The 24172-nt window shown below is 45.7% G+C and carries 28 protein-coding genes; 15 read left to right on the forward strand and 13 right to left on the reverse strand.

Features of this window, described 5'->3' with window-relative positions; translation table 11 throughout:
* The first annotated feature begins 75 nt into the window (after positions 1 to 75).
* Complete coding sequence (locus FD961_RS01860) at positions 76 to 1092, forward strand: DUF6352 family protein (RefSeq protein ID WP_215393871.1); 1017 nt, start codon at positions 76 to 78, stop codon at positions 1090 to 1092.
* Here FD961_RS01860 and FD961_RS01865 read toward each other — a convergent pair.
* Positions 1089 to 2282 (reverse strand): MFS transporter, encoded by a 1194-nt coding sequence (locus FD961_RS01865; protein WP_215393872.1) that lies wholly within the window; start codon positions 2280 to 2282, stop codon positions 1089 to 1091. The two genes, FD961_RS01860 and FD961_RS01865, sit on opposite strands and share 4 nt — an antisense overlap.
* A gap of 252 nt (positions 2283 to 2534) precedes the next feature.
* Here FD961_RS01865 and FD961_RS01870 point away from each other — a divergent pair, with 252 nt between their 5' ends.
* The 5 genes from FD961_RS01870 to FD961_RS01890 all read left to right on the forward strand — a co-directional run bounded on the left by FD961_RS01870 (position 2535) and on the right by FD961_RS01890 (position 7803).
* The gene (locus FD961_RS01870) at positions 2535 to 4769 is read left to right on the forward strand and encodes an NADP-dependent isocitrate dehydrogenase (RefSeq protein ID WP_215393873.1); all 2235 of its coding nucleotides are present in this window, start codon (positions 2535 to 2537) and stop codon (positions 4767 to 4769) included.
* Positions 4770 to 4872: 103 nt separating this feature from the next.
* Complete coding sequence (locus tag FD961_RS01875; protein WP_215393874.1) at positions 4873 to 5280, forward strand: BLUF domain-containing protein; 408 nt, start codon at positions 4873 to 4875, stop codon at positions 5278 to 5280.
* Between the two features lie 66 nt (positions 5281 to 5346).
* Positions 5347 to 6309 carry a protein-methionine-sulfoxide reductase catalytic subunit MsrP gene (msrP, locus tag FD961_RS01880; protein ID WP_215393875.1) on the forward strand — a complete coding sequence of 321 codons (963 nt, stop codon included), beginning with the start codon at positions 5347 to 5349 and terminating at the stop codon, positions 6307 to 6309.
* Positions 6310 to 6312: 3 nt separating this feature from the next.
* Positions 6313 to 6879, forward strand: coding sequence for a lipocalin family protein (locus FD961_RS01885; RefSeq protein ID WP_215393876.1), 567 nt, complete (start codon positions 6313 to 6315; stop codon positions 6877 to 6879).
* The gene (locus FD961_RS01890) at positions 6880 to 7803 is read left to right on the forward strand and encodes an MBL fold metallo-hydrolase (RefSeq protein WP_215393877.1); all 924 of its coding nucleotides are present in this window, start codon (positions 6880 to 6882) and stop codon (positions 7801 to 7803) included.
* 9 nt (positions 7804 to 7812) lie between these two features.
* Here the strand turns inward: FD961_RS01890 and FD961_RS01895 are convergent, their stop codons facing one another.
* The gene (locus tag FD961_RS01895; RefSeq protein WP_215393878.1) at positions 7813 to 8409 is read right to left on the reverse strand and encodes a hypothetical protein; all 597 of its coding nucleotides are present in this window, start codon (positions 8407 to 8409) and stop codon (positions 7813 to 7815) included.
* Positions 8410 to 8684: 275 nt separating this feature from the next.
* On the opposite strand from FD961_RS01895, the gene FD961_RS01900 reads away from it, so the two are divergent.
* A complete protein-coding gene (locus FD961_RS01900; protein WP_215393879.1) occupies positions 8685 to 9455 on the forward strand; it encodes an SDR family NAD(P)-dependent oxidoreductase in 771 nt (256 codons plus the stop codon).
* On the opposite strand, the gene FD961_RS01905 is transcribed toward FD961_RS01900, so the two are convergent.
* Positions 9452 to 9994, reverse strand: coding sequence for a DUF2889 domain-containing protein (locus FD961_RS01905; protein ID WP_215393881.1), 543 nt, complete (start codon positions 9992 to 9994; stop codon positions 9452 to 9454). The two genes, FD961_RS01900 and FD961_RS01905, sit on opposite strands and share 4 nt — an antisense overlap.
* A gap of 92 nt (positions 9995 to 10086) precedes the next feature.
* On the opposite strand from FD961_RS01905, the gene FD961_RS01910 reads away from it, so the two are divergent.
* The gene (locus FD961_RS01910) at positions 10087 to 10815 is read left to right on the forward strand and encodes a pseudouridine synthase (protein WP_215393882.1); all 729 of its coding nucleotides are present in this window, start codon (positions 10087 to 10089) and stop codon (positions 10813 to 10815) included.
* Positions 10812 to 11105, forward strand: coding sequence for a 4a-hydroxytetrahydrobiopterin dehydratase (locus FD961_RS01915; RefSeq protein ID WP_215393883.1), 294 nt, complete (start codon positions 10812 to 10814; stop codon positions 11103 to 11105). The genes FD961_RS01910 and FD961_RS01915 overlap by 4 nt, the downstream gene beginning before the upstream one ends.
* A gap of 9 nt (positions 11106 to 11114) precedes the next feature.
* On the opposite strand, the gene FD961_RS01920 is transcribed toward FD961_RS01915, so the two are convergent.
* Positions 11115 to 11330, reverse strand: a complete 216-nt coding sequence (locus FD961_RS01920; RefSeq protein WP_071464710.1) for a hypothetical protein — start codon at positions 11328 to 11330, stop codon at positions 11115 to 11117.
* A 164-nt stretch (positions 11331 to 11494) separates the two neighbouring features.
* On the opposite strand from FD961_RS01920, the gene FD961_RS01925 reads away from it, so the two are divergent.
* The 4 genes from FD961_RS01925 (at position 11495) to FD961_RS01940 (ending at position 15208) form a co-directional block, all read left to right on the forward strand.
* The gene (locus tag FD961_RS01925; RefSeq protein WP_215393885.1) at positions 11495 to 11992 is read left to right on the forward strand and encodes a (2Fe-2S)-binding protein; all 498 of its coding nucleotides are present in this window, start codon (positions 11495 to 11497) and stop codon (positions 11990 to 11992) included.
* Between the two features lie 10 nt (positions 11993 to 12002).
* Complete coding sequence (locus FD961_RS01930; RefSeq protein WP_215393886.1) at positions 12003 to 14213, forward strand: xanthine dehydrogenase family protein molybdopterin-binding subunit; 2211 nt, start codon at positions 12003 to 12005, stop codon at positions 14211 to 14213.
* 74 nt (positions 14214 to 14287) lie between these two features.
* Positions 14288 to 14884 (forward strand): protein-methionine-sulfoxide reductase heme-binding subunit MsrQ, encoded by a 597-nt coding sequence (gene msrQ / locus FD961_RS01935; RefSeq protein ID WP_215393887.1) that lies wholly within the window; start codon positions 14288 to 14290, stop codon positions 14882 to 14884.
* Positions 14885 to 15208, forward strand: a complete 324-nt coding sequence (locus FD961_RS01940) for a hypothetical protein (protein WP_251371308.1) — start codon at positions 14885 to 14887, stop codon at positions 15206 to 15208.
* A gap of 9 nt (positions 15209 to 15217) precedes the next feature.
* Here the strand turns inward: FD961_RS01940 and FD961_RS01945 are convergent, their stop codons facing one another.
* Positions 15218 to 15841, reverse strand: coding sequence for an SOS response-associated peptidase (locus tag FD961_RS01945; protein ID WP_215393888.1), 624 nt, complete (start codon positions 15839 to 15841; stop codon positions 15218 to 15220).
* 64 nt (positions 15842 to 15905) lie between these two features.
* Here FD961_RS01945 and FD961_RS01950 point away from each other — a divergent pair, with 64 nt between their 5' ends.
* Complete coding sequence (locus FD961_RS01950) at positions 15906 to 16745, forward strand: peptidylprolyl isomerase (RefSeq protein ID WP_251371309.1); 840 nt, start codon at positions 15906 to 15908, stop codon at positions 16743 to 16745.
* Between the two features lie 64 nt (positions 16746 to 16809).
* On the opposite strand, the gene FD961_RS01955 is transcribed toward FD961_RS01950, so the two are convergent.
* From FD961_RS01955 to fdxA, 4 genes are read right to left on the reverse strand one after another with little or no spacing between them, the layout of a single operon-like run.
* The gene (locus tag FD961_RS01955; RefSeq protein ID WP_215393889.1) at positions 16810 to 17298 is read right to left on the reverse strand and encodes a dihydrofolate reductase; all 489 of its coding nucleotides are present in this window, start codon (positions 17296 to 17298) and stop codon (positions 16810 to 16812) included.
* Positions 17299 to 17312: 14 nt separating this feature from the next.
* Positions 17313 to 18107 carry a thymidylate synthase gene (locus FD961_RS01960; RefSeq protein WP_215393891.1) on the reverse strand — a complete coding sequence of 265 codons (795 nt, stop codon included), beginning with the start codon at positions 18105 to 18107 and terminating at the stop codon, positions 17313 to 17315.
* A 41-nt stretch (positions 18108 to 18148) separates the two neighbouring features.
* A complete protein-coding gene (locus tag FD961_RS01965; protein WP_215393892.1) occupies positions 18149 to 19195 on the reverse strand; it encodes an NAD(P)/FAD-dependent oxidoreductase in 1047 nt (348 codons plus the stop codon).
* 43 nt (positions 19196 to 19238) lie between these two features.
* Positions 19239 to 19562, reverse strand: coding sequence for a ferredoxin FdxA (fdxA, locus tag FD961_RS01970; RefSeq protein ID WP_071464719.1), 324 nt, complete (start codon positions 19560 to 19562; stop codon positions 19239 to 19241).
* A 98-nt stretch (positions 19563 to 19660) separates the two neighbouring features.
* Between fdxA and FD961_RS01975 the strand changes: the two genes are divergently transcribed.
* On the forward strand, positions 19661 to 20674 hold the full coding sequence (locus FD961_RS01975; protein WP_215393893.1) for a D-glycerate dehydrogenase: 1014 nt from the start codon (positions 19661 to 19663) through the stop codon (positions 20672 to 20674).
* Between the two features lie 85 nt (positions 20675 to 20759).
* Here the strand turns inward: FD961_RS01975 and FD961_RS01980 are convergent, their stop codons facing one another.
* The 4 genes from FD961_RS01980 to moaA are packed head-to-tail and all read right to left on the reverse strand — an operon-like array spanning position 20760 to position 24108.
* The gene (locus FD961_RS01980; protein ID WP_215393895.1) at positions 20760 to 21053 is read right to left on the reverse strand and encodes a hypothetical protein; all 294 of its coding nucleotides are present in this window, start codon (positions 21051 to 21053) and stop codon (positions 20760 to 20762) included.
* 12 nt (positions 21054 to 21065) lie between these two features.
* Entirely contained in the window at positions 21066 to 22379 is a 1314-nt protein-coding gene (gene glp, locus FD961_RS01985) for a gephyrin-like molybdotransferase Glp (RefSeq protein ID WP_215393896.1), read from the reverse strand.
* Entirely contained in the window at positions 22376 to 22981 is a 606-nt protein-coding gene (gene mobA, locus FD961_RS01990) for a molybdenum cofactor guanylyltransferase MobA (protein WP_215393897.1), read from the reverse strand. The genes glp and mobA overlap by 4 nt, the downstream gene beginning before the upstream one ends.
* A complete protein-coding gene (gene moaA / locus FD961_RS01995; RefSeq protein WP_215393898.1) occupies positions 22981 to 24108 on the reverse strand; it encodes a GTP 3',8-cyclase MoaA in 1128 nt (375 codons plus the stop codon). Before moaA ends, mobA begins: the two co-directional genes overlap by 1 nt.
* Positions 24109 to 24172: the final 64 nt, after the last annotated feature.

Here is a 24172-nt window from a genome sequence, read left to right on the forward strand (position 1 = left end):
GATGTTTTCCTATTGGGTACAAATTGATCGGCTAGTATATTCTGAGCTTTAGATTCTTACTTCAAGCTTAACAACATGACCAATTACTGGCTCAATTCTGCCTATCAAACCCTATTACCAAGCCCAGATGGACAGCTATTGGTGACAGACGACTTTTTGCGCACCTATTTATTAAGGCCTGAGCTTAGCTTAGTCACTGAATCATGCGAGGCTGAACATTTACTCCACCAGCGCCTTACCGAAAACCCCCGCGCTCAAATTGCCGATCAGGATATTGCGGCTATGGCTGATCTGGATATTCAGGAAAACTATCGAGTCTGGTTGCGCTATCGCTCACGTCTATTAGCAGCGAGCTCCTTAGAAGCTTTCTACATGAGTCTTTTTAAAGGCGATGGCGTTGATGTGCCACCTTTATTTGTGATGCAATTAGCGCAGATCTTTGTACGACACATTTTGGGTGAGAATGCACATCCACTTGAAGTGCGCATGGGAGAAATTTTCTTTCGGACTCAGAAAATTACTGTCCTTGAGGACAGTATTGTTATGGGTGCGGATGAAGAGGTGGTCTCGCGTAATGCGCAGGCAGGTGAGTCTGGAAATATTATGGACTTGCTCAAAGGCAAATCGATGTTGACTCGCTCGGCTGATCTCGATGTTTTATATGAAGAAAATGCTGCTGAATATTGGGCGCGTAATGAAGAATTTGATTTTGCCGTCCAACTTAATTTTGGGCATGAGCCCATTAGTCATTTTTGCCGCGTGTTAGAGAAATGGATTGCACATTTCCTCGGGATTGCAGTGCGCATTACGCCAATGCAGCAAATCAGTGATCCTAAATGGTCATGGCATGTAGGCTTAGACGCATCAGCGACGGCAATATTAAACAAGCTCTACAACAAAGAATCTGTTGAGTCTGATGAGCTTGAGAAAGTGATTTGTTTATTTCGATTGGACTTTATCGATGAAGCTGCGGTTACCAAAGCTCAGCAAGGCAAGCCAGTCTACATGGCAATTGCTGCAAATGAGCAGCAGCAGTTAAAGTTAAAGCCGCAAAACTTATTATTTAATTTACCACTCGCAAAAGTTTCTTAAGCTGTTTGGGTTTTCTTGTTTGCGCCTGCTAGCCAAATTAGTGCTGCAGCGGTAATGATGACTGGAATAAGTGATCCCAGATTAAGGATATTCCAGCCTTGTGAAGTTATCAGGGCGCCAGATCCAAATGAGGTAAATGCCATGGTCCCAAATACAAAGAAGTTGATAGAAGCCTGCGCTTTATCTCGCTCATTTGGTTTGTAAGCCGTCATTGCTAAAGAGGTTGAGCCAGTGAACAAAAAGTTCCATCCAACTCCCAGCAAGAATAGCGCAATGAAGAACTGGTGAAGATCGGTGCCGGTGAGTGCAATGAATATGCAGAGAAAGTTAAGGCTTACGCCAACACCCATTATTTTGAGAGCGCCAAAACGTTGAATAAGGGCGCCTGTAAAAAATCCTGGAGCAAACATGCCAATGACGTGCCACTCCAGAACGAGGGCGGTATCTGAGAAAGGTAAGCCACAGATCTGCATGGCTAAGGGGGTTGCTGCCATGAGAAGATTCATCACCCCGTAGCCCAATGCAGCACCAATAACCGCAACCATAAAGACAGGCTGTTGAAGAATGCTCTTGAGGGGGCGCCCATCCGCAAGGGAATGTTGAGTTTTAAATTCTTCTGGAAAATGGATGCACTGCATAACCAAAATTCCAATCAAAGCGGCAATCGAGAGTGTGAGGTAGGCGCCCAAGAAGGCGGTATCGAAGAGGTTGCGAGTCCAGGAGGCTAAATTAGGTCCAATAACTGCTCCCAGAATGCCTCCAGCAAGCACCCATGAGACTGCCTTGTCACGCTGGCTGACTTCGGTTAGCTCCGCAGCTGCAAACCGATAAAGCTGTCCGTTGGCGCTGTAATAGCCAGCGATAAAAGTGCCAGTTACCAAGAGCCAAAAGTTTCTGCTAAACGCCGCATAAGCACACACCAGGGCGGATAGCATCGCCACTAAGAGTCCCAACTGGAAAGAGGTCTTGCGCCCAAATCGGTTTTGGGATTTGGCAACAATAGAGGTGGAAAAAGCAGCCCCAACAACATAGCCCATGACGGGTAGGGTGGCCATCCAGCTCAGTGGCGCTAAGCTGAGCCCCACTAGGCCATTAATGGCGATAAAGGTAACGTTATTGGTTAGAAATAGACCTTGGCAAATAATCAGTAGCACTAGGTTTTTATTGAGTAAAGGGTGCTTGCTGGACATGACATGCAGTTTAAGGTGAATTTGTCATCCCCGCTGTCTCGGGGGATTCCCTTAAATTGGGCAACATCTGCGGGTTTGGGGTGCAAATCCCCTCATTTTGGCAATCTCGATGATTTAAAATTGAAGACTCGCCTCATTGGCAAAAAAGGCCTATAAAACAGACCTGCTAAAAGCGATTTGCAAAATGCGGAATATGAGAGTGGCAGGGTAAAAACCTGACTCTGTAAATTTATCAATATCGAGGAAACGTTAATGGCTTCAGAGAAATCAAAGATTATTTACACGCTGACAGATGAAGCGCCGCTTTTGGCGACTTGCGCATTTTTGCCAATCATCCGCACTTTTACAGCGCCTGCTGGAGTAGAGATTGTGAAGAGCGACATTTCTGTTGCTGCACGTATCTTGGCCGAGTTTTCTGATTGTTTAACTGCTGAGCAAAAAGTTCCAGATAATTTGGCTGAGCTGGGCAAAATGACTTTGTTGCCAGACACTAATATTATTAAGTTGCCAAACATTAGCGCATCTGTTCCACAGTTGCTCGCAGCCATTAAAGAATTGCAAGCTAAGGGATACAAGATCCCGAATTTTCCAGATGATCCTAAAACAGATGAAGAAAAATCGATCCGCGCCCGTTATTCCAAGTGCTTAGGTAGCTCAGTAAACCCAGTGTTGCGTGAGGGTAACTCTGACCGCCGTGCACCGCCCGCTGTAAAGCGTTATGCGCGTAAGAACCCACACTCTATGGGCGAGTGGAGCCAAGCTTCTCGTACGCACGTTTCTCATATGCATGGTGGCGACTTCTACTCGAGTGAGAAGTCAATGACGATGACAAAGGCCTGTAATGTCGCCATGGATTTGGTGACTAAGAGCGGTAAAACGATTGTCCTCAAGCCAAAGACTGCTTTGCTGGCTGGTGAAATTATCGACAGTATGTATATGAGCAAGAAAGCCTTGTGCGAGTTCTATGAAAAAGAAATCGACGATGCTTATAAAACCGGCATGATGTTGTCCTTGCACGTGAAGGCAACCATGATGAAGGTTTCTCATCCGATCGTATTTGGTCATGCTGTGAAGATTTTCTATAAAGAGGCTTTTGAGAAACACGCTAAGTTGTTTGAAGAGTTAGGTGTGAATGCCAATAACGGCATGAGCAGTCTCTACGAGAAGATCAAAACCTTGCCAGAATCCAAGCGTGAAGAAATTATTCAGGACTTGCATGCTTGTCACGAGCACCGCCCAGCATTGGCGATGGTTGATTCGGCTAAAGGCATTACCAACTTGCACTCTCCTAGCGACGTCATCGTTGATGCATCGATGCCTGCCATGATTCGTGTTGGCGGCAAGATGTGGGGTGCGGATGGTCGTTTGCATGACACCAAAGCGGTGATCCCAGAGAGTACTTTTGCCCGCATCTATCAAGAAATGATTAATTTCTGTAAGACTCACGGTAACTTTGATCCAACCACTATGGGCACTGTGCCTAACGTGGGCTTGATGGCTCAACAAGCTGAAGAGTACGGCTCACATGACAAGACTTTTGAGATTCCAGAGGCGGGTGTAGCGCGCATCGTTGCTGAGGATGGTACGGTGTTGCTTGAGCAACATGTAGAAGAAGGAGACATCTGGCGTATGTGCCAATGTAAAGATGCCCCAATTCGTGATTGGGTCAAGTTGGCAGTCAATCGTGCACGCCTCTCCAATACTCCGGCCGTATTTTGGTTAGATGAGTACCGCCCACATGAGGCAGAGTTGATTAAGAAAGTTAAAACCTATCTTAAGGACTATGACCTTGAAGGCGTTGATATTCAGATCATGTCTCAAACCCGTGCAATGCGTTACACCTTAGAGCGTGTCATTCGTGGCAAGGACACTATTTCTGTCACTGGCAATATCTTGCGTGATTACCTCACTGACTTATTCCCGATTATGGAATTGGGTACCAGCGCGAAGATGCTCTCCATCGTGCCTTTGATGGCCGGTGGCGGCTTGTTCGAAACGGGTGCAGGTGGCTCTGCTCCTAAGCACGTTCAACAGCTCGTAGAAGAAAACCATTTACGTTGGGATTCTTTGGGCGAGTTCCTGGCCTTAGCTGTTTCTCTAGAAGATATCGGCGACAAGACTGGCAACCAAAAAGTGAAGATCTTGGCTCGCACCTTGGATGAAGCTACTGGCAAGTTATTGGATAACAATAAGTCACCTTCTCCGCGTACAGGTGAGCTGGATAACCGTGGTAGCCAGTTTTACTTGGCTATGTACTGGGCTGAAGCCTTGGCTGCACAAACTGAGGATAAAGAGTTGCAGGCCTACTTTGCGCCTTTGGCTAAATCGCTTGCTGAAAATGAGCAAAAGATTACGGCTGAACTCAAAGCGGTCCAAGGCAAGCCGGCCGATATTGGCGGTTACTTTGTTGCCGATCCTGAGAAATGCAAAGCAGTGATGCGTCCAAGCCCCACTTTCAATGCAGCTTTAAATGCAATGAGAGCTTAATAGGTAGAAGCGATAGGAGCCTAATACGTGAATTAGGCTTAATATAAAAAGGCAAACTCTCGGGTTTGCCTTTTTGTTGTTAGATACCCCATTCGATAGATCCATGCCAAAACCAACAGACCTCGTAGAGCTGACATACCTGAGTGAAGCGGTATCCGATATGTCTTTTCTGGGTCTCATGCGTTTGTTGGAATCTGCAAGAGCTTTTAATCTTGAGCTTGGTGTGACGGGAATTTTGTTTTATGACAACCAACAGTTCGGTCAAATTATTGAAGGTGAGCGCGCTAACATTATGAAAGTATGGAAGCGCATTCAAGAAGATAAGCGCCACCACCGAATCGAGCTTTTAGAAATCAGAGAAATTTCTGAGCGTAGCTTTCCCGACTGGTTATTGCGGTTTTATGGCGGAGAGACTCTTGTTGGAGACTATCCAGTGTTGGCTGGAATGGTAGGTGGAATGGATAAGCATAGCCTTGCCCTACTGAACAAAATGCGTGAAGCACTGATTTAATTCGCCTGCCTAGCAATAAATCCCTATCGGTAGCAAAATGGTCGCAATACATCAACGGGGTTCGCCATGCCTTATATCGATAAAACCATTTTGACAAGTGACATCACACCACAGGCCGTTTTTGAGAATCGCCGAGCCCTGATTAAGGCAGCCGCCGCAGGAAGCTTTGGTGCGGCACTCTCGCCTTGGTTTTCAAGGCAGGCATTTGCTGCTACCCCGGATAAATTGAGCTCCACTCTAAACCCAGCCTACAGCACTAAAGATGAGATGACGCCTTATAAATACGTCACGAGCTATAACAATTTCTATGAGTTTGGGACGGATAAGTCGGACCCGGCTGCCCACGCTGATACTTTGCAAACCCGACCTTGGGCTATCTCTATTGAGGGCTTGATTAAAAAGCCAATAACGCTAGATATCGATGCCTTATTGAAGCTAGCACCCATGGAAGAGCGTATTTACCGTATGCGTTGCGTAGAGGGTTGGTCTATGGTGATTCCTTGGGATGGCTACTCGCTATCTAAGTTAATCAATAAAGTAGAGCCACTGGGTTCGGCTAAGTACGTGGAATTTATTTCTTTAGCAGATCGCAAACAAATGCCTGGTGTGAGTAGCAACATTATTGACTGGCCCTACCGCGAGGGCTTGCGCATGGATGAGGCAATGAACCCGCTTACCTTGCTTGCGTTTGGATTGTATGGCGAAGTATTACCAAAACAAAATGGCGCACCTGTTCGGATTGTGGTGCCCTGGAAATATGGTTTCAAAAGCGCCAAGTCGATTGTCAAAATTCGGTTCACTGAGGAGATGCCTAAAACCAGTTGGAATCAATTTGATGCCCGCGAATATGGCTTTTACTCTAATGTGAACCCTCAAGTGGATCATCCGCGCTGGAGTCAGGCAACAGAACGCCGAATTGGTGATCCTAAAGGTATGTTTGCTCCGAAGATCAAAACCCAAATGTTTAATGGGTATGCTGATCAGGTCGCTAGCATGTATGCCGGCATGGATTTGAAAAAATACTATTAATCAATGAACAAAATCTATTCTGCAGTTTTTAGCGCTTGCTTTTTGTTTATCAGCTTCCCAAGCTATGGACAAGTGGATGTACCAGTGAAAACAATTGCATCTCTTGATGTTCCTCGTTACCTGGGAACTTGGTATGAGATTGCTAAATTTCCGAATTGGTTTCAAAGAAAATGCGCTAGTAACACTCAGGCAGTTTACTCAGCTAAGCCAGATGGAAATCTCAAGGTACTTAATAGCTGCAAAACAGCTGATGGTGCAATGACCCAAGCAGAGGGTGAGGCTAGACAAACCGGCGCTAAAGATTCACCTAAGTTGGAAGTACGCTTCGCTCCGGCATGGCTCTCTTTTATTCCAATGGTGTGGGGCGATTACTGGGTGATCGATTTAGATCCTCAATATCAAGTCGCCGCTGTGAGCGATCCCAAAAGAGAATACCTTTGGGTTCTCTCTAGAACACCACAGCTCGATAAAAAGACTTATGACGAATTGCTACAACGTCTAGAGACCCAGAAATTTGACGTGCGTAAGCTTGAGTTAACGCAACAAACGACTCAGCCACAGAAGAATTAAATGAATCAGTATGTTTTGCCGCCTGGCATTGAGGTATTTGAGAGGGGCTGGCTATCGGCTAATAATATTTTTCACTTTGGTGAAGAAGATGTCTCTCTGGTGGATACAGGATATTGTGCTCACCAAAATATGACGCTGAATTTGGTACACAATGCATTGGCTAAACATCACTTATCTACCTTAACTAAGGTAGTCAATACTCATCTGCATTCAGATCACTGTGGTGGTAATGCTGCCCTCATGAATGCTTATGATTGTGAGGTTTATATTCCCGCTGCAGAAGAGTTGGCTGTTAACGATTGGAATACTGATTTACTAAGCTATGACAATTTGGGTCAAGAATGCCCTCGCTTTAAGCATTCCGGATTACTGATTCCGGGGCAAGAAATCCTCTTAGGCAGATATCTTTGGAAGATCCTGTCTGCACCCGGCCATGATCCTCATTCAATCATGCTGTATCAGGAAAAACACGGCATCCTCATTTCGGCAGATGCTCTATGGGAGGAGGGCTTTGGCGTCATCTTTCCTGAGCTTTGGGGCGAGCCTGGATTTGAGGAGGTTGCACAAACCCTAGATTTGATTGAAAGCTTGCCGGTATCTCTGGTAATACCGGGGCATGGCATGCCTTTTGCAGGTGTCACCAAAGCAATTGCCACGGCACGTTCGAGACTAGATTATTTGGCATCTGATCCCGATCGCAATGCGCGTCATGGGGCTAAAGTCTTATTGAAGTACAAGTTATTGGAATGGCGTGCCAAGAGCCTGTTAGAAGTAAATGATTGGATAATCAATACACCTGCATTGAGGAGTGCTGCTAATCAGCTGAATATGGGTATGGAGGAATTTTCAGAATGGTTACCGCAGGCTTTAGTGAAATCTGGGGCGGCTGATATTCAAGATGGGTGCTTAGTTGATATCGGCTAAGAAATTTTCTTAAAAGTTGAGAGAAATTTTTCCGTAAACCATCCAATCGTATTGTTGGTATGTTTGTACAACTTGTTTTGCTGCACCTATCGCAACTAAGAAATTTTTGTCTAGACGATGTGTCACCATTGCATCTAGAGGTATAAACCAACCCCCACCAGCACTGTTATAAGTTACCCCATTCTCATCCCAAAATCGGATTTGAGTTTGTGGAGCGATATTAAACCCAAGCGTTGGATATAAATAAAGGCTACGCAATAGATTTGATTGGGTTGGGTTGGTGGTAGTGGAATTATTTGTACCAAACCCATACATATATCTCGCTAATGGGGAGAAGTCGGAAAGAGGAGACTTGCTGCCTTCTGTGGGTTTATAAGCCGACCCTACCTGAGGTCCTATGGCCCATTGCCCATTATTCCCAAAAGGGAAGATGATTCTGCCTCCTAAGGAGCCGCCCCAGCTCGGAAGGATATCGGGATGATTCCCCCAAATGGTTAGTAGGGTGTTACCTGCACTATATTGGCCTGTTGATTGGGCCGCTTGAGATGGCCCATAAGATGACACATACGATGTATCCAGACGGAGAGTGCCCTTCCAATCACTCACTGTTAGTGGTTGATAGTATCTGAGCTTTAAGGTGTCATCGTAGCTGCCGCTACCCTCGTAGCTGTGATATCCCCAAAATTCTAAAATGCGTTCGGACGAGTTTTGGTAGTCTTCCTCTCGGAGCCGTAGAAAATTACCTGAGAACTTACTCTCATCCGCCCAAATGACCTCAGATGAAATCAAAAGCGATAATAGAAAGAGAAGCCGCACAAGAATCATATAAGCATTAATATTAAATTAAAAGAGGCAATCTATTTAAAAGGTGGAAAAGAAATATGGAACATACCGTTTTAGTTACTGGCGCTACTGCCGGATTTGGTGAGGCAACTGCCCGCCGTTTTTTAGCTCATGGGCACAAGGTCATTGCTGTCGGAAGAAGGGCGGAGCGTTTAGATGCTCTCAAAGCATCTCTACCCGCTGATCAACAGAAAAAATTATTAACCTTAGTAGTAGACGTTTGCGATAGCGCAAAAGTGGATGCCTTGGCGACTGCTTTACCTGCTGAATTTACTAATGTGACGGTACTGGTTAATAACGCAGGCTTAGCCTTGGGCCTTGAACCAGCTCAAAAAGCCATCTTGAGTGATTGGGATCAAATGATTGATACCAATATCAAAGGTCTCGTTCATATGAGTCGCGCATTCTTGCCTGGCATGGTGGAGCGTAAACGGGGGCATGTGATCAACTTGGGATCAGTAGCGGCTAATTACCCTTATCCAGGTGGCAACGTATATGGCGGGACGAAAGCGTTTGTGAAGCAATTTAGTTTGAACTTGCGTGCTGATTTAATCGGAACCCCTGTGCGCGTGACTTGTATTGAGCCAGGTATGTGTGCTGGTACAGAGTTCTCTAATGTTCGTTTTAAGGGAGATGACGATAAGGCAGGTCAGGTTTACACCGGAGTAAAGGCTTTGAGTGCTGACGATGTAGCCGAAGCTATTTACTGGTCTGCGACTCTACCAAGTCACATGAATATTAACGTGCTCGAAGTCATGCCAGTTCAGCAAGCTTCTAATGCGTTTAATGTGTACCGCGGAGAGTTTTAAGAACTCTGGTCTTGCCAGCGATAAAACTTGGGATAAATGCGTAGCACTACAGGGCCATTGAAATCCCAAGACTTACATGTGCCTAGGTAAAGTGGCGGCTTGTTTGTATCGGGATCAAATAATGCGCCCGGAATGGATTGGAAGGCAGCAGTAGCAAGACTATTCAGTAATTCGCGTAAATGGGTACAGCCCGCAATGCCGCCCAAATGCGTTTGAATTGTTTTGCGCCAACCTTTTCCAATGCGTGCACCAACAAGTGCATCCATTGGTGGAATTACTTGTGGGCATTCTGGGTGCGGATGTGCATCCATCGACACCTCAATATCCTGAATGACGAGCTCATTATTGATTGTTAGGCGAACCCACATATCATGAAAGGCCTCGCCCGGCTTCCAAGTGGTATTGCCAGTTACAAAAGGCGTAGGTTTGAAGTCCTTGAGATGGCCCTCGATATCCCATAGACCATCTTCTCTGGCAAAGCCACAGAAGGTAATTTCTCGGGTATGGATTGGGGTACGTGGTTTTGGTGTTGAAAGCATTCGGAATCAATTCAAATCTTTGCTGGATCTGTCAATGATAATCAATTGATCAAGCAACAGGTAAAGGTGCTCTGTAGTATTCTCTGCAGCATATGGCAAAACCGATTTCCCTCGAAAAAATTCTCTTTAGCCAGGGCTTTGGCACACGTCGCTATTGTAGTGATTTGGTGTATGCCGACTTGGTCAAAGTGAACGGTGTTCTTGCTGAAGATCCTGAGGAGCGCATTCCAACAGAAGGGCTTGTGCTCAATGTTGAAGGCAAGGATTGGGAGTTCCACGAAAAAGCCTATATCGCTTTTAATAAGCCGGCAAACTATGAGTGCTCGCATAAAACAACACATCATCCGAGTGTCTATAGCTTATTGCCCACCCCTTTCGTAGAGCGCGGCTTGCAATGCGTTGGGCGCTTGGACTTTGATACCACTGGCCTGTTATTAATTTCAGATGATGGTCAATTTATTCATAAGATGACAACGCCTAAAAAGAACATTGGTAAGGTGTATGAAATCACAACACCTGACCCAATTACTTCGTCTCAAATAGATCATTTACTCAATGGGGTTGTTTTAGATGATGACCCCCGGCCATGTTATGCCACCGCGTGCAAACAGCTTTCTGAAACCACCTTAGCTATGACTATAGTTGAGGGTCGGTATCACCAAGTAAAACGCATGATGGCTGCGGTAGGTAATCATGTTGCTAAGCTACATCGGGTTGAAATTGGTTCATATGTGATGCCTATCGATTTGGTTGAGGGTCAATGGCGCTGGTTATATCCAGAGGATTTAAAACAGTTATCCCAAAGCGTAGAGTCAAAATGAGTGCAATAGTTCTATCTCGGGATTTCGATTACCAAGAAGCCATTCCCCTGTGGAGAGTGGAGTCATCAGGTATTCACATTACCCGTGAATTTATTTTTCAAGATTTCAAACAGGCATTTGCATTCATGACGCTGTGCGCACAATATGCCGATGAAATTGATCACCACCCAGATTGGAAAAATTCTTGGAATAGAGTGGTGGTGCAGTTAAGCACCCATTCAGCTAAAGCATTGACTACTCTAGACATTCAGATGGCTAAAGCAATGGATGCTTACGCCTTGCAGGTGTAGCCCTAAAAATTAGTGCTCTTCGCCTTCGTGATCTTCTTCATTGAGGCTCATCAAAATTGTTGCCAATAAGCCATAGACCACTTCGGTAGAAATCATGCCGTCCTCGTCAAGCTCATCAATTAAGTCATTCAGACAGTCTTCGGTGGGCTCGTTTAATAGAGTCATGGCACATTCGCAACCATAGTCAAAATCTTCGTCGTTTGAGGGTTGATTTTCGTTTGTCATAAATATCCTTAATTTGAACCCTCAGAATAGCAAATTAGGCCCAACTTCGATAGGAATTAATGCCATTGGAGGGCGCCTCTAGCCCTAGCTGCAGGAATTGATGTGCGCCTGCAAAAATTCCAGAATGATTTATAGTCATTTGAAAATAAAGCGGAGGAGACAGCATGCAGCTAAACATCAATGGGCAGATCCACAATGTCGACGTAGAGCCCAATATGCCCCTGCTATGGGCTATTCGTGAGGTAATAGGACTGACAGGTACCAAGTATGGCTGTGGAGTAGCCCAATGCGGCGCCTGTACCGTCTATATGAATGGCGAACCTGTTCGCTCATGCTCGGTTCCGGTATCCGCTGTTGGTGCCACTAAGATTACGACGATTGAATCTTTGTCTAAAGACAACTCCCATCCAGTGCAAAAAGCCTGGATTGCACTAGACGTCCCTCAGTGCGGCTATTGCCAATCTGGGCAGGTCATGGCTGCCGCTGCCTTACTAAAAAGAACACCAAAACCTACTGATGCAGATATTGATAACGCCATGTCGAATATTTGTCGCTGTGGCACGTATCAAAAAATTCGTGATGGCATTCATGTTGCATCCGGTCAGAAAACATTAGCAGAAGTGTTGGCGCAATACCAAGCTTCTCCTGCGACTCGTGGTTAAGGGGAATCAGATGACAATCCAAAATACTTCGCGTCGCGACTTTATTATCAAGGGCAGTATTGCTGGTGGTGGCTTAATGTTAGGCATTGGCGCTCTACCTGAGTTTGCTTTGGCGCAATCTGGTGGTTCATATGATCAGAACTCACCAATGAAAACCGGCGAGCCAGAAGTTAATGCTTGGGTCAGCATCAAGCCTGATGACACTGTCTACATCAGAATCGCCCGTTCCGAGATGGGGCAGGGCACTCGCACCGGTTTGGCTCAACTAGTTACTGAAGAGTTGGAATGCAATTGGAAAAAAGTAAAAACCCAGTCTGCAACTCCAGGCCAGAGTTTGGCGCGGAAGCGTGTATGGGGTGAGCACGGTACTGGCGGTAGCCGAGGTATTCGTATCTCTGAGGACTATGTGCGACGTGGCGCAGCTGCTGCCCGCATCATGTTGGTTCAGGCTGCCGCGAATCAGTGGAATGTTCCCGTTACAGAATTAAAAGTCGACAAGGGTGTCATTACTCATGTGCCAACTGGCCGCAAAACGACTTATGGAAAAGTCGCAGAGCTAGCATCTACTTTGACTCCTCCAGATCCACAGTCAATTACCTTAAAAGACCCGCGTAAGTGGACGGTGGCTGGTCAGCCTTATGCACGCATAGATACCGCCAATAAGGTAAATGGCACAAAAGTCTATGGTGCAGATCTCCAAATGCCTGGAATGTTATGTGCATCAGTGAAGTCTTGCCCGGTATTTGGCGGGAAGATTGTCAGTTATGACGAGGCAAAGGTAAAGAACTTACGTGGTGTTAAAGGCGTAGTCCAAATTGATGATGCGACGGTTGCTGTAGTGGCAGATACTTGGTGGCGTGCAAACACTGCCTTGAATGCATTGCCTATTGTCTGGAATGAGGGCAAAGCTGCCAACGTTTCTCAGGGTGATATTGATCAGATGTTACGTACTGGCTTGGATGAGCAAGGTGACTTCTGGCAGCGAAAGGTGGGCGATGCTCCTGAAGTAATTAATAGCTCTGCTAAAAAAGTAGAGGCGATTTATTACACTCCATATCGCGCTCACGTCACCATGGAGCCGATGAACGCTACCGTGAAAATTAGTGGTGATCGTGCAGAAGCTTGGGTGCCCACTCAAAATGGGGAGGGATCGCATGCAGCTTTATCTGAAGCTACCGGGATTCCATTGGCCAATTGTGAAGTCTATAAATTAGATTCTGGTTGTGGTTTGGGTCGTCGCGGCTCTACACAAGACTTTACGACCTATGCAGCCAAGGTTGCCATGAAGTTCCCTGGAGTGCCGGTGAAGGTGCTTTGGAGTCGTGAAGAGGACATGACACACGACTACTATCACCCAATTGCGATGGCAAAAATGAGCGCTGGCTTGGATGCAGGCGGCAATGTGACTGGTATGCACATTAAAGTGGCTGGCCAATCCATTAACGCCACTCTCGCACCCTCGGCAATTAAAGACGGTAAAGATGAGCGTCAGTTGCAAGGGTTTTATGAAAAAGGCCCTGATGCACAGCTCGGTTATACATTTCCAGCGCTCTTAACCGAATATGTCATGAAGAATACCCATGTGCCTGTCGGACCATGGCGTGGCGTAAACACGAACCAGAATGGCATCTTTATGGAATGCTTTATGGACGAATGTGCAAAAGCCGCTGGTAAGGATCCTGTCAAATTTAGACAGGCCGTAATGCAAAGTCATCCCAAACATTTAGGTGTTTTGAATGCAGCCGCTCAAAAAGCCAATTGGGATAAGCCTTTGCCTGCCGGAACCTATCGTGGTGTGGCTCAGTTCATGGGTTACGCAAGTTACTCTGCATGTGTTGCTGAAGTCTCTGTCGATGGCAATGTGGTTCATGTCAAACGTTTAGTATTTGCATTGAACTCTGGTCATGTTGTAAATCCCTATTTAACTCGCGAGCAAATCGAAGGCTCTGTAGCAATGGCTTTAGGTGCGATCTTCAACCCAGAAATTACAGTTGAAAATGGTCGCATCAAACAGCAGAATTTGGATTCTTATCCAATGATCAAGTTAGCATCTACCCCGCGAATCGAAACAGTCTTGGTGCCAACCTATGATTTCTGGGGCGGGGTAGGCGAACCAACTATCTGCGTCGTTGGTCCTGCTGTTGCCAATGCGATTTCCGCCGCTATTGGTAGACCTGTGCGCAACTTCCCTCTCTATAAGGAGGGCTTGAGCTTGGCATAAGGCAAATTCTCTCTGTAGCTTAAATAAAGCGACCCTATTTAGCATTGCCAGATAGGGTCGTTTAACATCATAGGATGATGTTTCTGAAAAGCGCCGTATTTCTACTCTCTCTAATTCCTTTGGGGCGCTTGGTATGGCTTGGGTATGAGGATGGATTGGGCGCTAATCCTATAGAATTCATTACCCGCTCAACTGGTACATGGGCTTTAGTATTTCTATGCTGCACGCTGACCATGACGCCATTGCGTCTTGTTACCGGCTCAGTTATCTGGATTAAGCTGCGTCGCATGCTTGGGCTATTCTGTTTTTTCTATGCCAGCATCCATTTCAGTATTTGGCTTTTCTTAGACCAGAGTCTTGATCTGCAAGCGATGTTGCACGATGTGATCAAAAGGCCATTCATTACGATGGGCTTTGTAAGTTTGGTGTTATTGATTCCATTGGCACTCACATCAAATCGATGGTCTGTGAGGCAGCTAGGAAAACGCTGGACCTTGTTGCATAAACTCATTTACATCATTACGATCACTGCTATTGCTCATTATTGGTGGCACAAGGCTGGTAAGAATGACTTACAAACGGTATCGATCTATGCTGGAGTGGTGCTAGTGCTTTTAGTTTTCAGACTACCATTGGTCAGTCAGTATTTTCGTCAACAACTAAAGAGCTAAATGAACCTTATTCGTATGAAGTTGACTATTTTGCTCTTGATCCTATGTTCTTCAGTAATGGCTCAAACCCAGTCCAATCAAGGGGTTCAGACCTTTTCGCCATATACTTCTGAGCAATTAAAGGCATTTAATGATCAGAAGATTTCTCCGGCTGAAGGCCCTTTTGGTCCAGTGGATCCAAATCAGCAGCAAATGAATTTACAAAAAAGACCACCAGTCGATTCCCAATTTTTTAATGTACCTGTTGGTGAACAGGAGGCAGAGGCGATTGAGACAGAGTCTGCTGATCCTTATGAACCAATGACCCCAGCCATTTCCTTTTAGGCTCAGAATCTATTCAGAGAAGGTGAGTTCGGGAATTGAAGAAAGGCTTAAAATAGCCATTGCCGATTCGGGTGTGGCATTTAACCATTCCTGAAATAGCTCCGGTCGTAGAGGTACGACAGTACGTTTTTCATCTTCAGATTTATGGCAACGATTCATGAGAGGGTGCTTACCTGCCTCAATAGTGAGCATTGAAAATGACACAATTAATTCCCCAGTTTCAGGTTCGGTCCAGGTATCCCAAATAGATGCAATGGCCATCGGCTCACAATTGACTTGGGTAATCTTGGTGCGAACAGCTTTGCCAGATTCGTAACAGGGCTCATAAAACGCATCTGCCAAAGCCAGTGCATAGTGGCGCTTGGTCCATGCATGTTTGTAGGACGGCTTTTCACTGACGGTCTCTAGCCTAGCGTTGTAAGTCTTTCTACCAAAGGCCTCATCCTTAGCCCATGAGGGAATTAATCCAAAGCGGGCAGGGCCAAGCGCAGTGCGTTGTGTATTGTGACTTTTTAAAACAATTGGGCCTGGGTAGGTAGGAAATACGTCCTGTGCGCTAGTTACAGGCAGATCAAGATCAAAGTGGGTCTTGACCCAATCGGTATTAGTGGTTGTAAGGTATTGAACACACATAAGGCCATTTTACTGTGATGGCTACTGGTAGTATTGAGGTTCTCATATAGAAAGATCAACCTGAATGAAATTTTTTAGCCTTCAATTTAAGCCCCTGGCTATGCAATTTATTGCTGCTAGTTTTTTGACTGCTGCTGCTTGCGGATCTGCCAATGCTCAGCAAAGCGGTTTACCCGTAAATGCTGCTGCCTCCGTTAATGGCACCATCATCACCAACGACATGGTTGAGCAAGGTATTCGTGCGGCACTTTCACAAGGGCAAAAAGATTCTCCCGAGTTACGTAAAGCCGTACTAGAAAAATTCATCGAAGTATTGCTCTTATCGCAACAAGCGGAAAAAGATGGTTTAGCAAATTCTGACAAGGCAAATACGCAATTGATGATGATTCGTCAAAACTATTTAGCTGACCTAGAGCTTTCTAATTTCATGACGAAAAATCCTATTACCGATGCCGATGTGCAGGCGGAGTACAACAAACAAGTTTCTTCCCTTGGACCGCAAGGCATGATTGTGGAATACAAGATTAGCGATATCGCTGTTGCTACTGAGGCAGATGCGCAAGCGGCATTAAATAGAATTAAAAAAGGCGAGCCCTTTGATAAAGTTGCTAAAAGCGTTTCATTGGCCCCCAATAAGGCTCAAGGCGGTGCTGCAGGATGGGTTCAGGCAGGTCAAGTGCCACCCCAGATTTCAGCTGCTTTAGTGAATCTTGCCAAAGGCCAAACTTCATCCCCAATCGATCTTCAGCAGGGCTGGTATTTGCTCAAAGTAGAAGATAAAAAATCTAGCAAGCCGCCTACCTTTGAGCAAGCTAAGCAAGCTGTGCGTGCTGGACTAATCCAGAAGAAGCAGTTTGAATTTGTGTCCCAAATTGCAAAGAACTCAAAGATTATCGTTCAGTAATCGAGGCATTAAGACTCGGCGTTTTGTTGCTTCCCCAAATAAAAAGGACTCCTAGGAGTCCTTTTTATTTACGCTCAAGTGTGACAAAGTGAAAGTCGATGCCATTTTCAGACCCAGGAGTCCGCTCCACTTCTTTCCAATCTGATTCCTTGGGCACCTCAAAGAAGGTGTCGCCACCATCAACATCCATCTCGATTTCAGTGATAAAGAGTTTGTCAGCTCTATCAAAGGCTTGCTTAAATAGTTGCTCGCCACCAATCACAAACACTCGAGGGGCTTCACTTAAGCGATTGAGTGCCTCATCAAGAGAGCTAGCAAGTTCTGCGCCTGCAAGCTCATAGCTAGCGTTTCGGCTAACAACGATATTGCGACGACCAGGAAGTGGGCGACCAATCGATTCCCATGTCTTGCGACCCATAATGACCGGGTAGCCCATGGTGACGCGCTTAAAGAACTGTAAGTCTGCCGAGATCTTCCAAGGCATTTGATTGTCTCGACCAATAACGTAATTGCGCGAGCGCGCAACGATCATCGAGATAGCAGGTTGTGTCATGTCTAGAGAATTTCTTAAATAGCTACCGGAGCTTTAATGTGGGGATGGGATTCGTAGCCCACGATTTCAAAGTCTTCAAATTCATAATCAAAAATAGATTCGGGTTTGCGCAAAATATTGAGCTTGGGCAGTGGGAAGAACTCTCTAGAGAGCTGGAGATCAACTTGCTCTAGGTGATTGCTATACAAATGACAGTCACCACCAGTCCAAATAAAGTCACCCACTTCTAAATTACATTGTTGCGCCATCATATGAGTCAATAAGGCATAGCTGGCAATATTAAATGGCACCCCTAAGAAAATATCAGCGCTACGTTGATAGAGCTGGCAAGACAATTTGCCATCGGCAACATAAAACTGGAAGAAGGCATGACAAGGCGCTAAAGCCATGCGCGGAATATCGGCTACGTTCCATGCGGAAACGATAATGCGACGTGAGTCCGGATTCTTTTTAATGGTTTCTACAACTTCACTTATCTGATCAATGTGCTGACCGTTAGGTGCCGGCCATGAGCGCCATTGGTATCCATAAATTGGACCTAAATCACCATCGGGAGCAGCCCATTCATTCCAAATGGAAACGCCACGATCTTTGAGCCAATTGTTATCGGTACTGCCTTTGAGGAACCATAGCAATTCATAGATGATGGACTTGAGGTGCAGCTTTTTAGTGGTGACCATCGGAAAGCCATCCGCCAAGTTAAAGCGCATCTGGTGCCCAAACACGGAGATCGTGCCAGTTCCTGTCCTATCGGACTTTTGAACGCCTTTTGCAAGGACTTCTTTCATGAGATCGTGATATTGGCGCATAGAAAATTGGCTAAAAGTAAATGAACTTCTGTAAGGATAACTTACTCCGGTGAGGCTGGCTTTACCCCAAGCGCTTGATGAAGCTTGGGGGAGGTGGTGGTGTACTGCAATTGAATTTGCTTCTCTGGATTGAGGTATGCAGCAGCAGCAAAGGCAGCCAAAGCCGCCTCATGAAAGCCAGACAAAATGAGCTTCTTTTTGCCTGGGTAGGCATTAATATCACCTACGGCATAAATCCCTGGAATGCTAGTCTGAAATTTTTCGGTATCGACCACAATTTGCTTGCGATCAATATCTAAACCCCAATTGGTAATCGGACCTAATTTAGGTGAAAGTCCAAAGAAGATCAAAAGATCATCTAGCGGTAATAGATTGGTATTGCCATCAATATCGCTTATAAGGATTTCAGATAAACGATCATCTTTACTTTCGTAGCCAGTAATTTGTCCGATCACTAGCTGAATTTTTCCAGCCGCGCAAAGTTCTCGCATCTTGGTGATTGATTGCGGCGCTGCTTTAAAGTCATCGCGGCGATGAATCAAGGTAACGCTAGCTGCTTTGTCTGCAAAATATAGAGTCCAATCGAGCGCAGAATCTCCGCCACCACAAATGACAATACGCTTTCCAGAAAATTGCTCTGGATGTTTGATGTGATAGAACACTTGTTTATCTACAAAGGCTTCAATGCTCTCTAAATTGAGTAAGCGGGGCTGAAAGGCGCCAACGCCAGCTGCAATAAATACTGTTTGAGCTAGAAAATGTAGATCTTGTGAGGTGCTGATTAGAAAGCGCCCATCGGCTTGCTGCTCAAGCCCTGTGACCTCTTGCCCTAAATGAAATTGCGGGCTAAATGGTGCAATTTGCTTGAGGAGATTATTGGTTAGCTCACGCCCAGTACAGACTGGAATCGCTGGAATGTCGTAGATCGGCTTGTCGGGGTATAACTCAATACATTGACCACCTGCTTCAGGCAGCGAATCAATGACATGTGCTTTGATATCTAAAAGACCCAGCTCAAATACTTGGAATAGACCCACTGGGCCGGCGCCAATGATGACTGCGTCGGCTAGTGTGGGTGAGTGCAACACAAATGCTCTTTAGTAGTGTTGGTCTAGATGGTGACCGAACAAATTACTTTACAAGCTGATCAAGTTTGTTTTTGACATCTTTCCATTCGTCAGCATCTGGAAGTGCTGCCTTAGATTTGGTGATCGATGTCCATGAGGGAGATAACTCAGCATTGAGTTTGATGAAAGCTTGTTGATCTCCAGGTACGTCATCTTCTGCATAAATCGCATTGACTGGGCATTCTGGTACGCATACTGCGCAGTCGATGCACTCATCTGGATCGATGACCAAGAAATTAGGACCTTCGCGAAAACAATCAACTGGGCAAACATCAACGCAGTCAGTGTATTTGCAGCGGATGCAGGATTCGGTAACAACGTAAGTCATGATGTTTAATCTAAAGAACCCCAAATTTGGGGTTGCTAAGTTATAAAAGTTCAATTTTAGCTGAAATAGCTCGATTTACTTGAGGTAAAGTTCCCCCTATGAATATCCAGACAAATACCCAAACTCAGGGCCAAAAGCCCAAAATCTTCGTCGCTAGAGCCATTTTTCCTGAGGCCTTGGCCAAATTGGAGCAATCCTTTGAGGTTCACTCAAACCAGGAGGATGAAATCTTTACTCCTGAGCAATTGCAAAAGGCTCTCTCTGGAGTTGCTGGAGCCCTAGTAACTGGTAGCGAACGAATTGATAGCGCTGCCTTGGCCAATGCGAAAGATCTAAAAATTGTCGCCAATATTTCGGTGGGCTATAACAACTTTGATGTGCCAGCGATTACAGCTGCTGGTGTGATGGCTAGCAATACACCAGATGTTCTTACTGACACCACTGCTGATTTTGGATTTGCATTGCTCATGGCTACTGCAAGGCGTATTACTGAGTCAGAGCATTGGGTAAGAAATGGTCTTTGGGATAAGTGGTCGATTGTGAACAATCCTCTTGGGATGGATTTACATCACAGTACTATCGGCATTATTGGTATGGGTCGAATTGGTCAAGGCATTGCGAAGCGTGCGCTTGGTTTTGGTATGAACGTCATTTATCACAATCGCAGTCGCCTATCAGAGGCTGATGAACAATCGTGTGGTGCAAGCTATGTCTCAAAAGAAGAGTTGTTACGTACTGCTGATCATGTTGTACTCGTCTTACCCTATAGTGCTGAGAGCCACCATACCATTGGTGCAAAAGAAATTGCTTTGATGAAACCCTCTGCAACCCTTGTCAATATTGCGCGCGGTGGGATTGTGGATGATCTTGCCTTAGCTCAAGCACTTAAAGAGAAGAGAATTTTTGCTGCCGGATTGGATGTCTTTGAAGGCGAGCCCAAGGTTAATCCGGAGTTGCTTAAATTGAGTAATGTGGTGCTAGCCCCACATATTGCTAGCGCAACTGAAAAGACTCGCAGGGCTATGGTGGACTTGGCAATTGCTAATTTAAGAGCAGCACTCGATGGTAAGAAACCACCAAGTCTGATTAATGTAGAAGTATTTAAGCCTTAGATCTTGATGTAAGGCATATCTGCAGGAATTAAAAAAGCCGAGAATTTCTCGGCTTTTTATTTCAACTACAGCATGAAGTATTAACTTATTCGGCGTCAATTTCTTCTGGAAGCTCACGCAGTGCTAATTCAATTCCACCAAATTTTTCTGCCACCCAGTTATACACTTTGCAGGCGATCCAAAGTAAGCCAAAGCCTAGCAGTGCGTTCAGAATCAGAGCGGATAGGACGGTAAATCCTGGAATAGCACCATCTCGAATAAAGGCTACAAATAAAGCCAACAAAACGATGGGTACAGAAAAACACAAGTAGACCAAGACTAAGGTTTTAGCTGTATGGGTTGGGTCTAGAAAGACGAGTTCTTTTTTGGTAAGTTTCATGATGACGCAATCTTAAAGCAGTCCATCAAAAAGCGCTATATCTACTAACTCGCCAGCAGCTATATTTCCTTGCTCGTGACCCAAGATAACAAAACAATTTGCTTCACTCATCGAGCGCAAAATTCCAGCTCCTTGGCTGCCGGTCAGTCTCACGCTTGGCCTGCCCTGTGAGTCGCGACCCAAAATAGCGCGCTGGAATTCTGTGCGACCGGGTTTTTTCCGAATGGCGGTTTCAGAAACAGCCTGAACTAGTGGGGGCTCAGTTTGGTTTGCTCCATTGAGCTGCAAAAGGGCGCCACGAACAAATTGATAGAAGGTCACCATAACAGCAACAGGGTTGCCTGGTAGACCAAAGAAAAGGGTTTTGCGGGCTGGAGATTTTCCGGGAACTGGTTTTAGGATGCCAAAAGCCATAGGGCGCCCGGGACGCATTGCAATTTTCCAGAAGCCTACATCACCTAACTCTTGCATGATTTGCTTGGTGTAATCTGCTTCGCCAACTGAAACGCCGCCAGAAGAAATCAAGACGTCTGCTTTGCTGGCTGCCTCAATAAATGCTTTCTTCAAAGATTCCGGGTCATCACGCACAATGCCGCAATCAATAATTTCTAGATCCAGTCGGTTCAGTAGACCAGTTAGGCTATAGCGATTGCTGTCATAAATGCTACCCGCATCTAGAGATTCCCCCAGAGAGCGAAGCTCGTCACCAGAAGACAAAATAGCCACTTTGAGTTTACGTCGCACCTTGAGAGTAGCAATACCAAGTGAAGCTGCTAAACCTAAATCGGAGGGGCGCAATAATCGACCGGCAGTAATGGCCGGTTTGCCTTTTTGTAAATCTTCACCCTTCAAACGGCGGTTCTCACCGGCCTTGAGTTGATCAGATGGAAAGCGGATTGAGTCATCCTCAATGGTGGTGAGCTCTTGCGGAATAACAGTGTCACAAGCGGTGGGCATTACTGCGCCAGTCATGACCTTCAGGCACTGTCCAGGATCGATCTTACCTTCATAGGGCTTGCCAGCAAGAGCGGTGCCGACTACATCCAAATGAATCACTGGAGTACTTAAATCTAGGCAACTCCCATGAAACGCATAACCATCCATTGCAGAGTTATCAGCAGCGGGTACATCGATTGGGGAGAGCAGATCTTCAGCTAGAACGCGATTAATCGCTTGGTCTAGAGGAACGATTTCAAGATCTTCTGGATCATTAATAGCTGAAGATTCTTGCAGAAGTTCGCTAACTAAATTTGCAATTGCTTGACGCGCCTCATCCACATGCAATGAGGAGGTTAATAAGATGGGGCTATTGGGTGAGTACTTCATGCTGAGAGCGCCTCTAAAGATCGCAATTCTTCCGGTGTATTGACGTTCGCAAATGCATTGTCTTCATCGAATACAACGGTGCTACTTTTTAATTCTTTAAACCAGCGATCAATCTTGAAGTCACCCTTCAACAGAAAGGCATTTAATGAATCTTGGACGTCAGTTCGCATGAGAGAGAAAACAGGTTGAGACCAAATTTTGCCATCCGCTTCTTTGCTGGAGGCGTAAACCAACTGAAAGTCACCGCGCTCCAGTTCGCCAGCAAGCTTTAGGCCAAGATCGGTTGGTAGTAATGGTGAATCACATGGGGTGGTTAAGAGATAAGGGGTCTTGCAAGCCTTTAAGCCCACCGCAAAGCCTGCCAATGGTCCTGAGAAGTCTGGAGTTTCATCCATCATGACGGGATAGCCATAGGCTGCATATTTCGTAATGTTCCGATTGGCATTGATCACAATCGAGCCTACTTGAGGTTGAAGTCTGGAGATGGTTGATTCAATCAAGGGTTTTTGATGAAAGGGGATAAGACCTTTATCGATGCCGCCCATGCGTTGTGCACGACCACCTGCCAGTATTAGTCCGGTAATTTGCTCAGCTGAAATCATTAGCCACCGATATAAGACATTTCAACCTTCCGGTTGCCTGTCGAAAGATTGGCGGTATGAGAGCCCCGAATTTCAGAGTAATGATCATCACGTCCGGACCAGGTATTCATAATCCCATTAGCAATTTCCAAATCACTATTGCCCGAGCGAAGCAGGGTTTTGAAATCAAAACCTTCATTTGCAAAAAGGCAGAGATACATCTGACCATCGGTTGAGATGCGAGCACGAGTACATTCATGGCAGAAAGTTTGTGTAACGCTAGAGATCACACCAATTTCACCGGATCCATCCGCATAGCGCCAGCGCTGAGCAACCTCTCCTGCGTAGTTTGGCTCCATTGACTCCAGTGGAAACACGGCATTGATTTGGGCAATCACTTCTTTGGAGGGAAGAACCTCAGACATGTTCCAGCCGTTAGAGCTACCAACATCCATAAACTCAATAAAACGCAGAATGATGCCACTACCTTTAAAGTGCTTGGCCATGGAAACAATCTCGTGATCGTTCGTTCCTTTTTTAACAACCATATTCACTTTGATGTTCTCAAAGCCTGCCTCTTGAGCAGCAACGATGCCATCAAGGACATCGCTTACTGGAAAATCAACATCGTTCATTTTCTTGAAGATTTCATCATTCAATCCATCAAGACTGACAGTGAGTCTATGTAAGCCAGCCGCTTTGAGTGCGCTGGCTTTCTTGCGCAGAATGCTGCCGTTGGTAGTTAGAGTTAGGTCTAAGGGCTGCCCTGTCGGAGTGCGCACTGCTGCCAGCATCTCGATGAGAACTTCTAAGTTTTTTCGCAACAACGGTTCGCCACCGGTGAGACGAATTTTCTCAACACCTAGCGTGGAGAAGATAGTGGTGAGGCGAGTAATTTCCTCAAAGCTCAATAATTCTTTATGAGCAAGATAAGGATAGTCTTGATTGAATACTTCCTTGGGCATGCAATAGGTGCAGCGGAAATTGCAACGGTCCGTTACAGAGATGCGTAGATCTCGTAAAGAGCGACCTCGCTGATCTTGAGTGCGATCATGGGGCGCAAGCAGTTGCTTGTGAATAGACGGCGTAAGGCCTTTGCCTTCATCGATACGAATGGGAATCACTTTGGGGATTGCTTTTTCAACCATATTTGCAATTATGGCTGTGAAACGGGGTTTCTGCCAAACCGCCCAATATCCTTTTGGGATAAAA

The sequence above is a fragment of the Polynucleobacter sp. TSB-Sco08W16 genome (genome assembly GCF_018687455.1).
GTDB lineage: Bacteria > Pseudomonadota > Gammaproteobacteria > Burkholderiales > Burkholderiaceae > Polynucleobacter.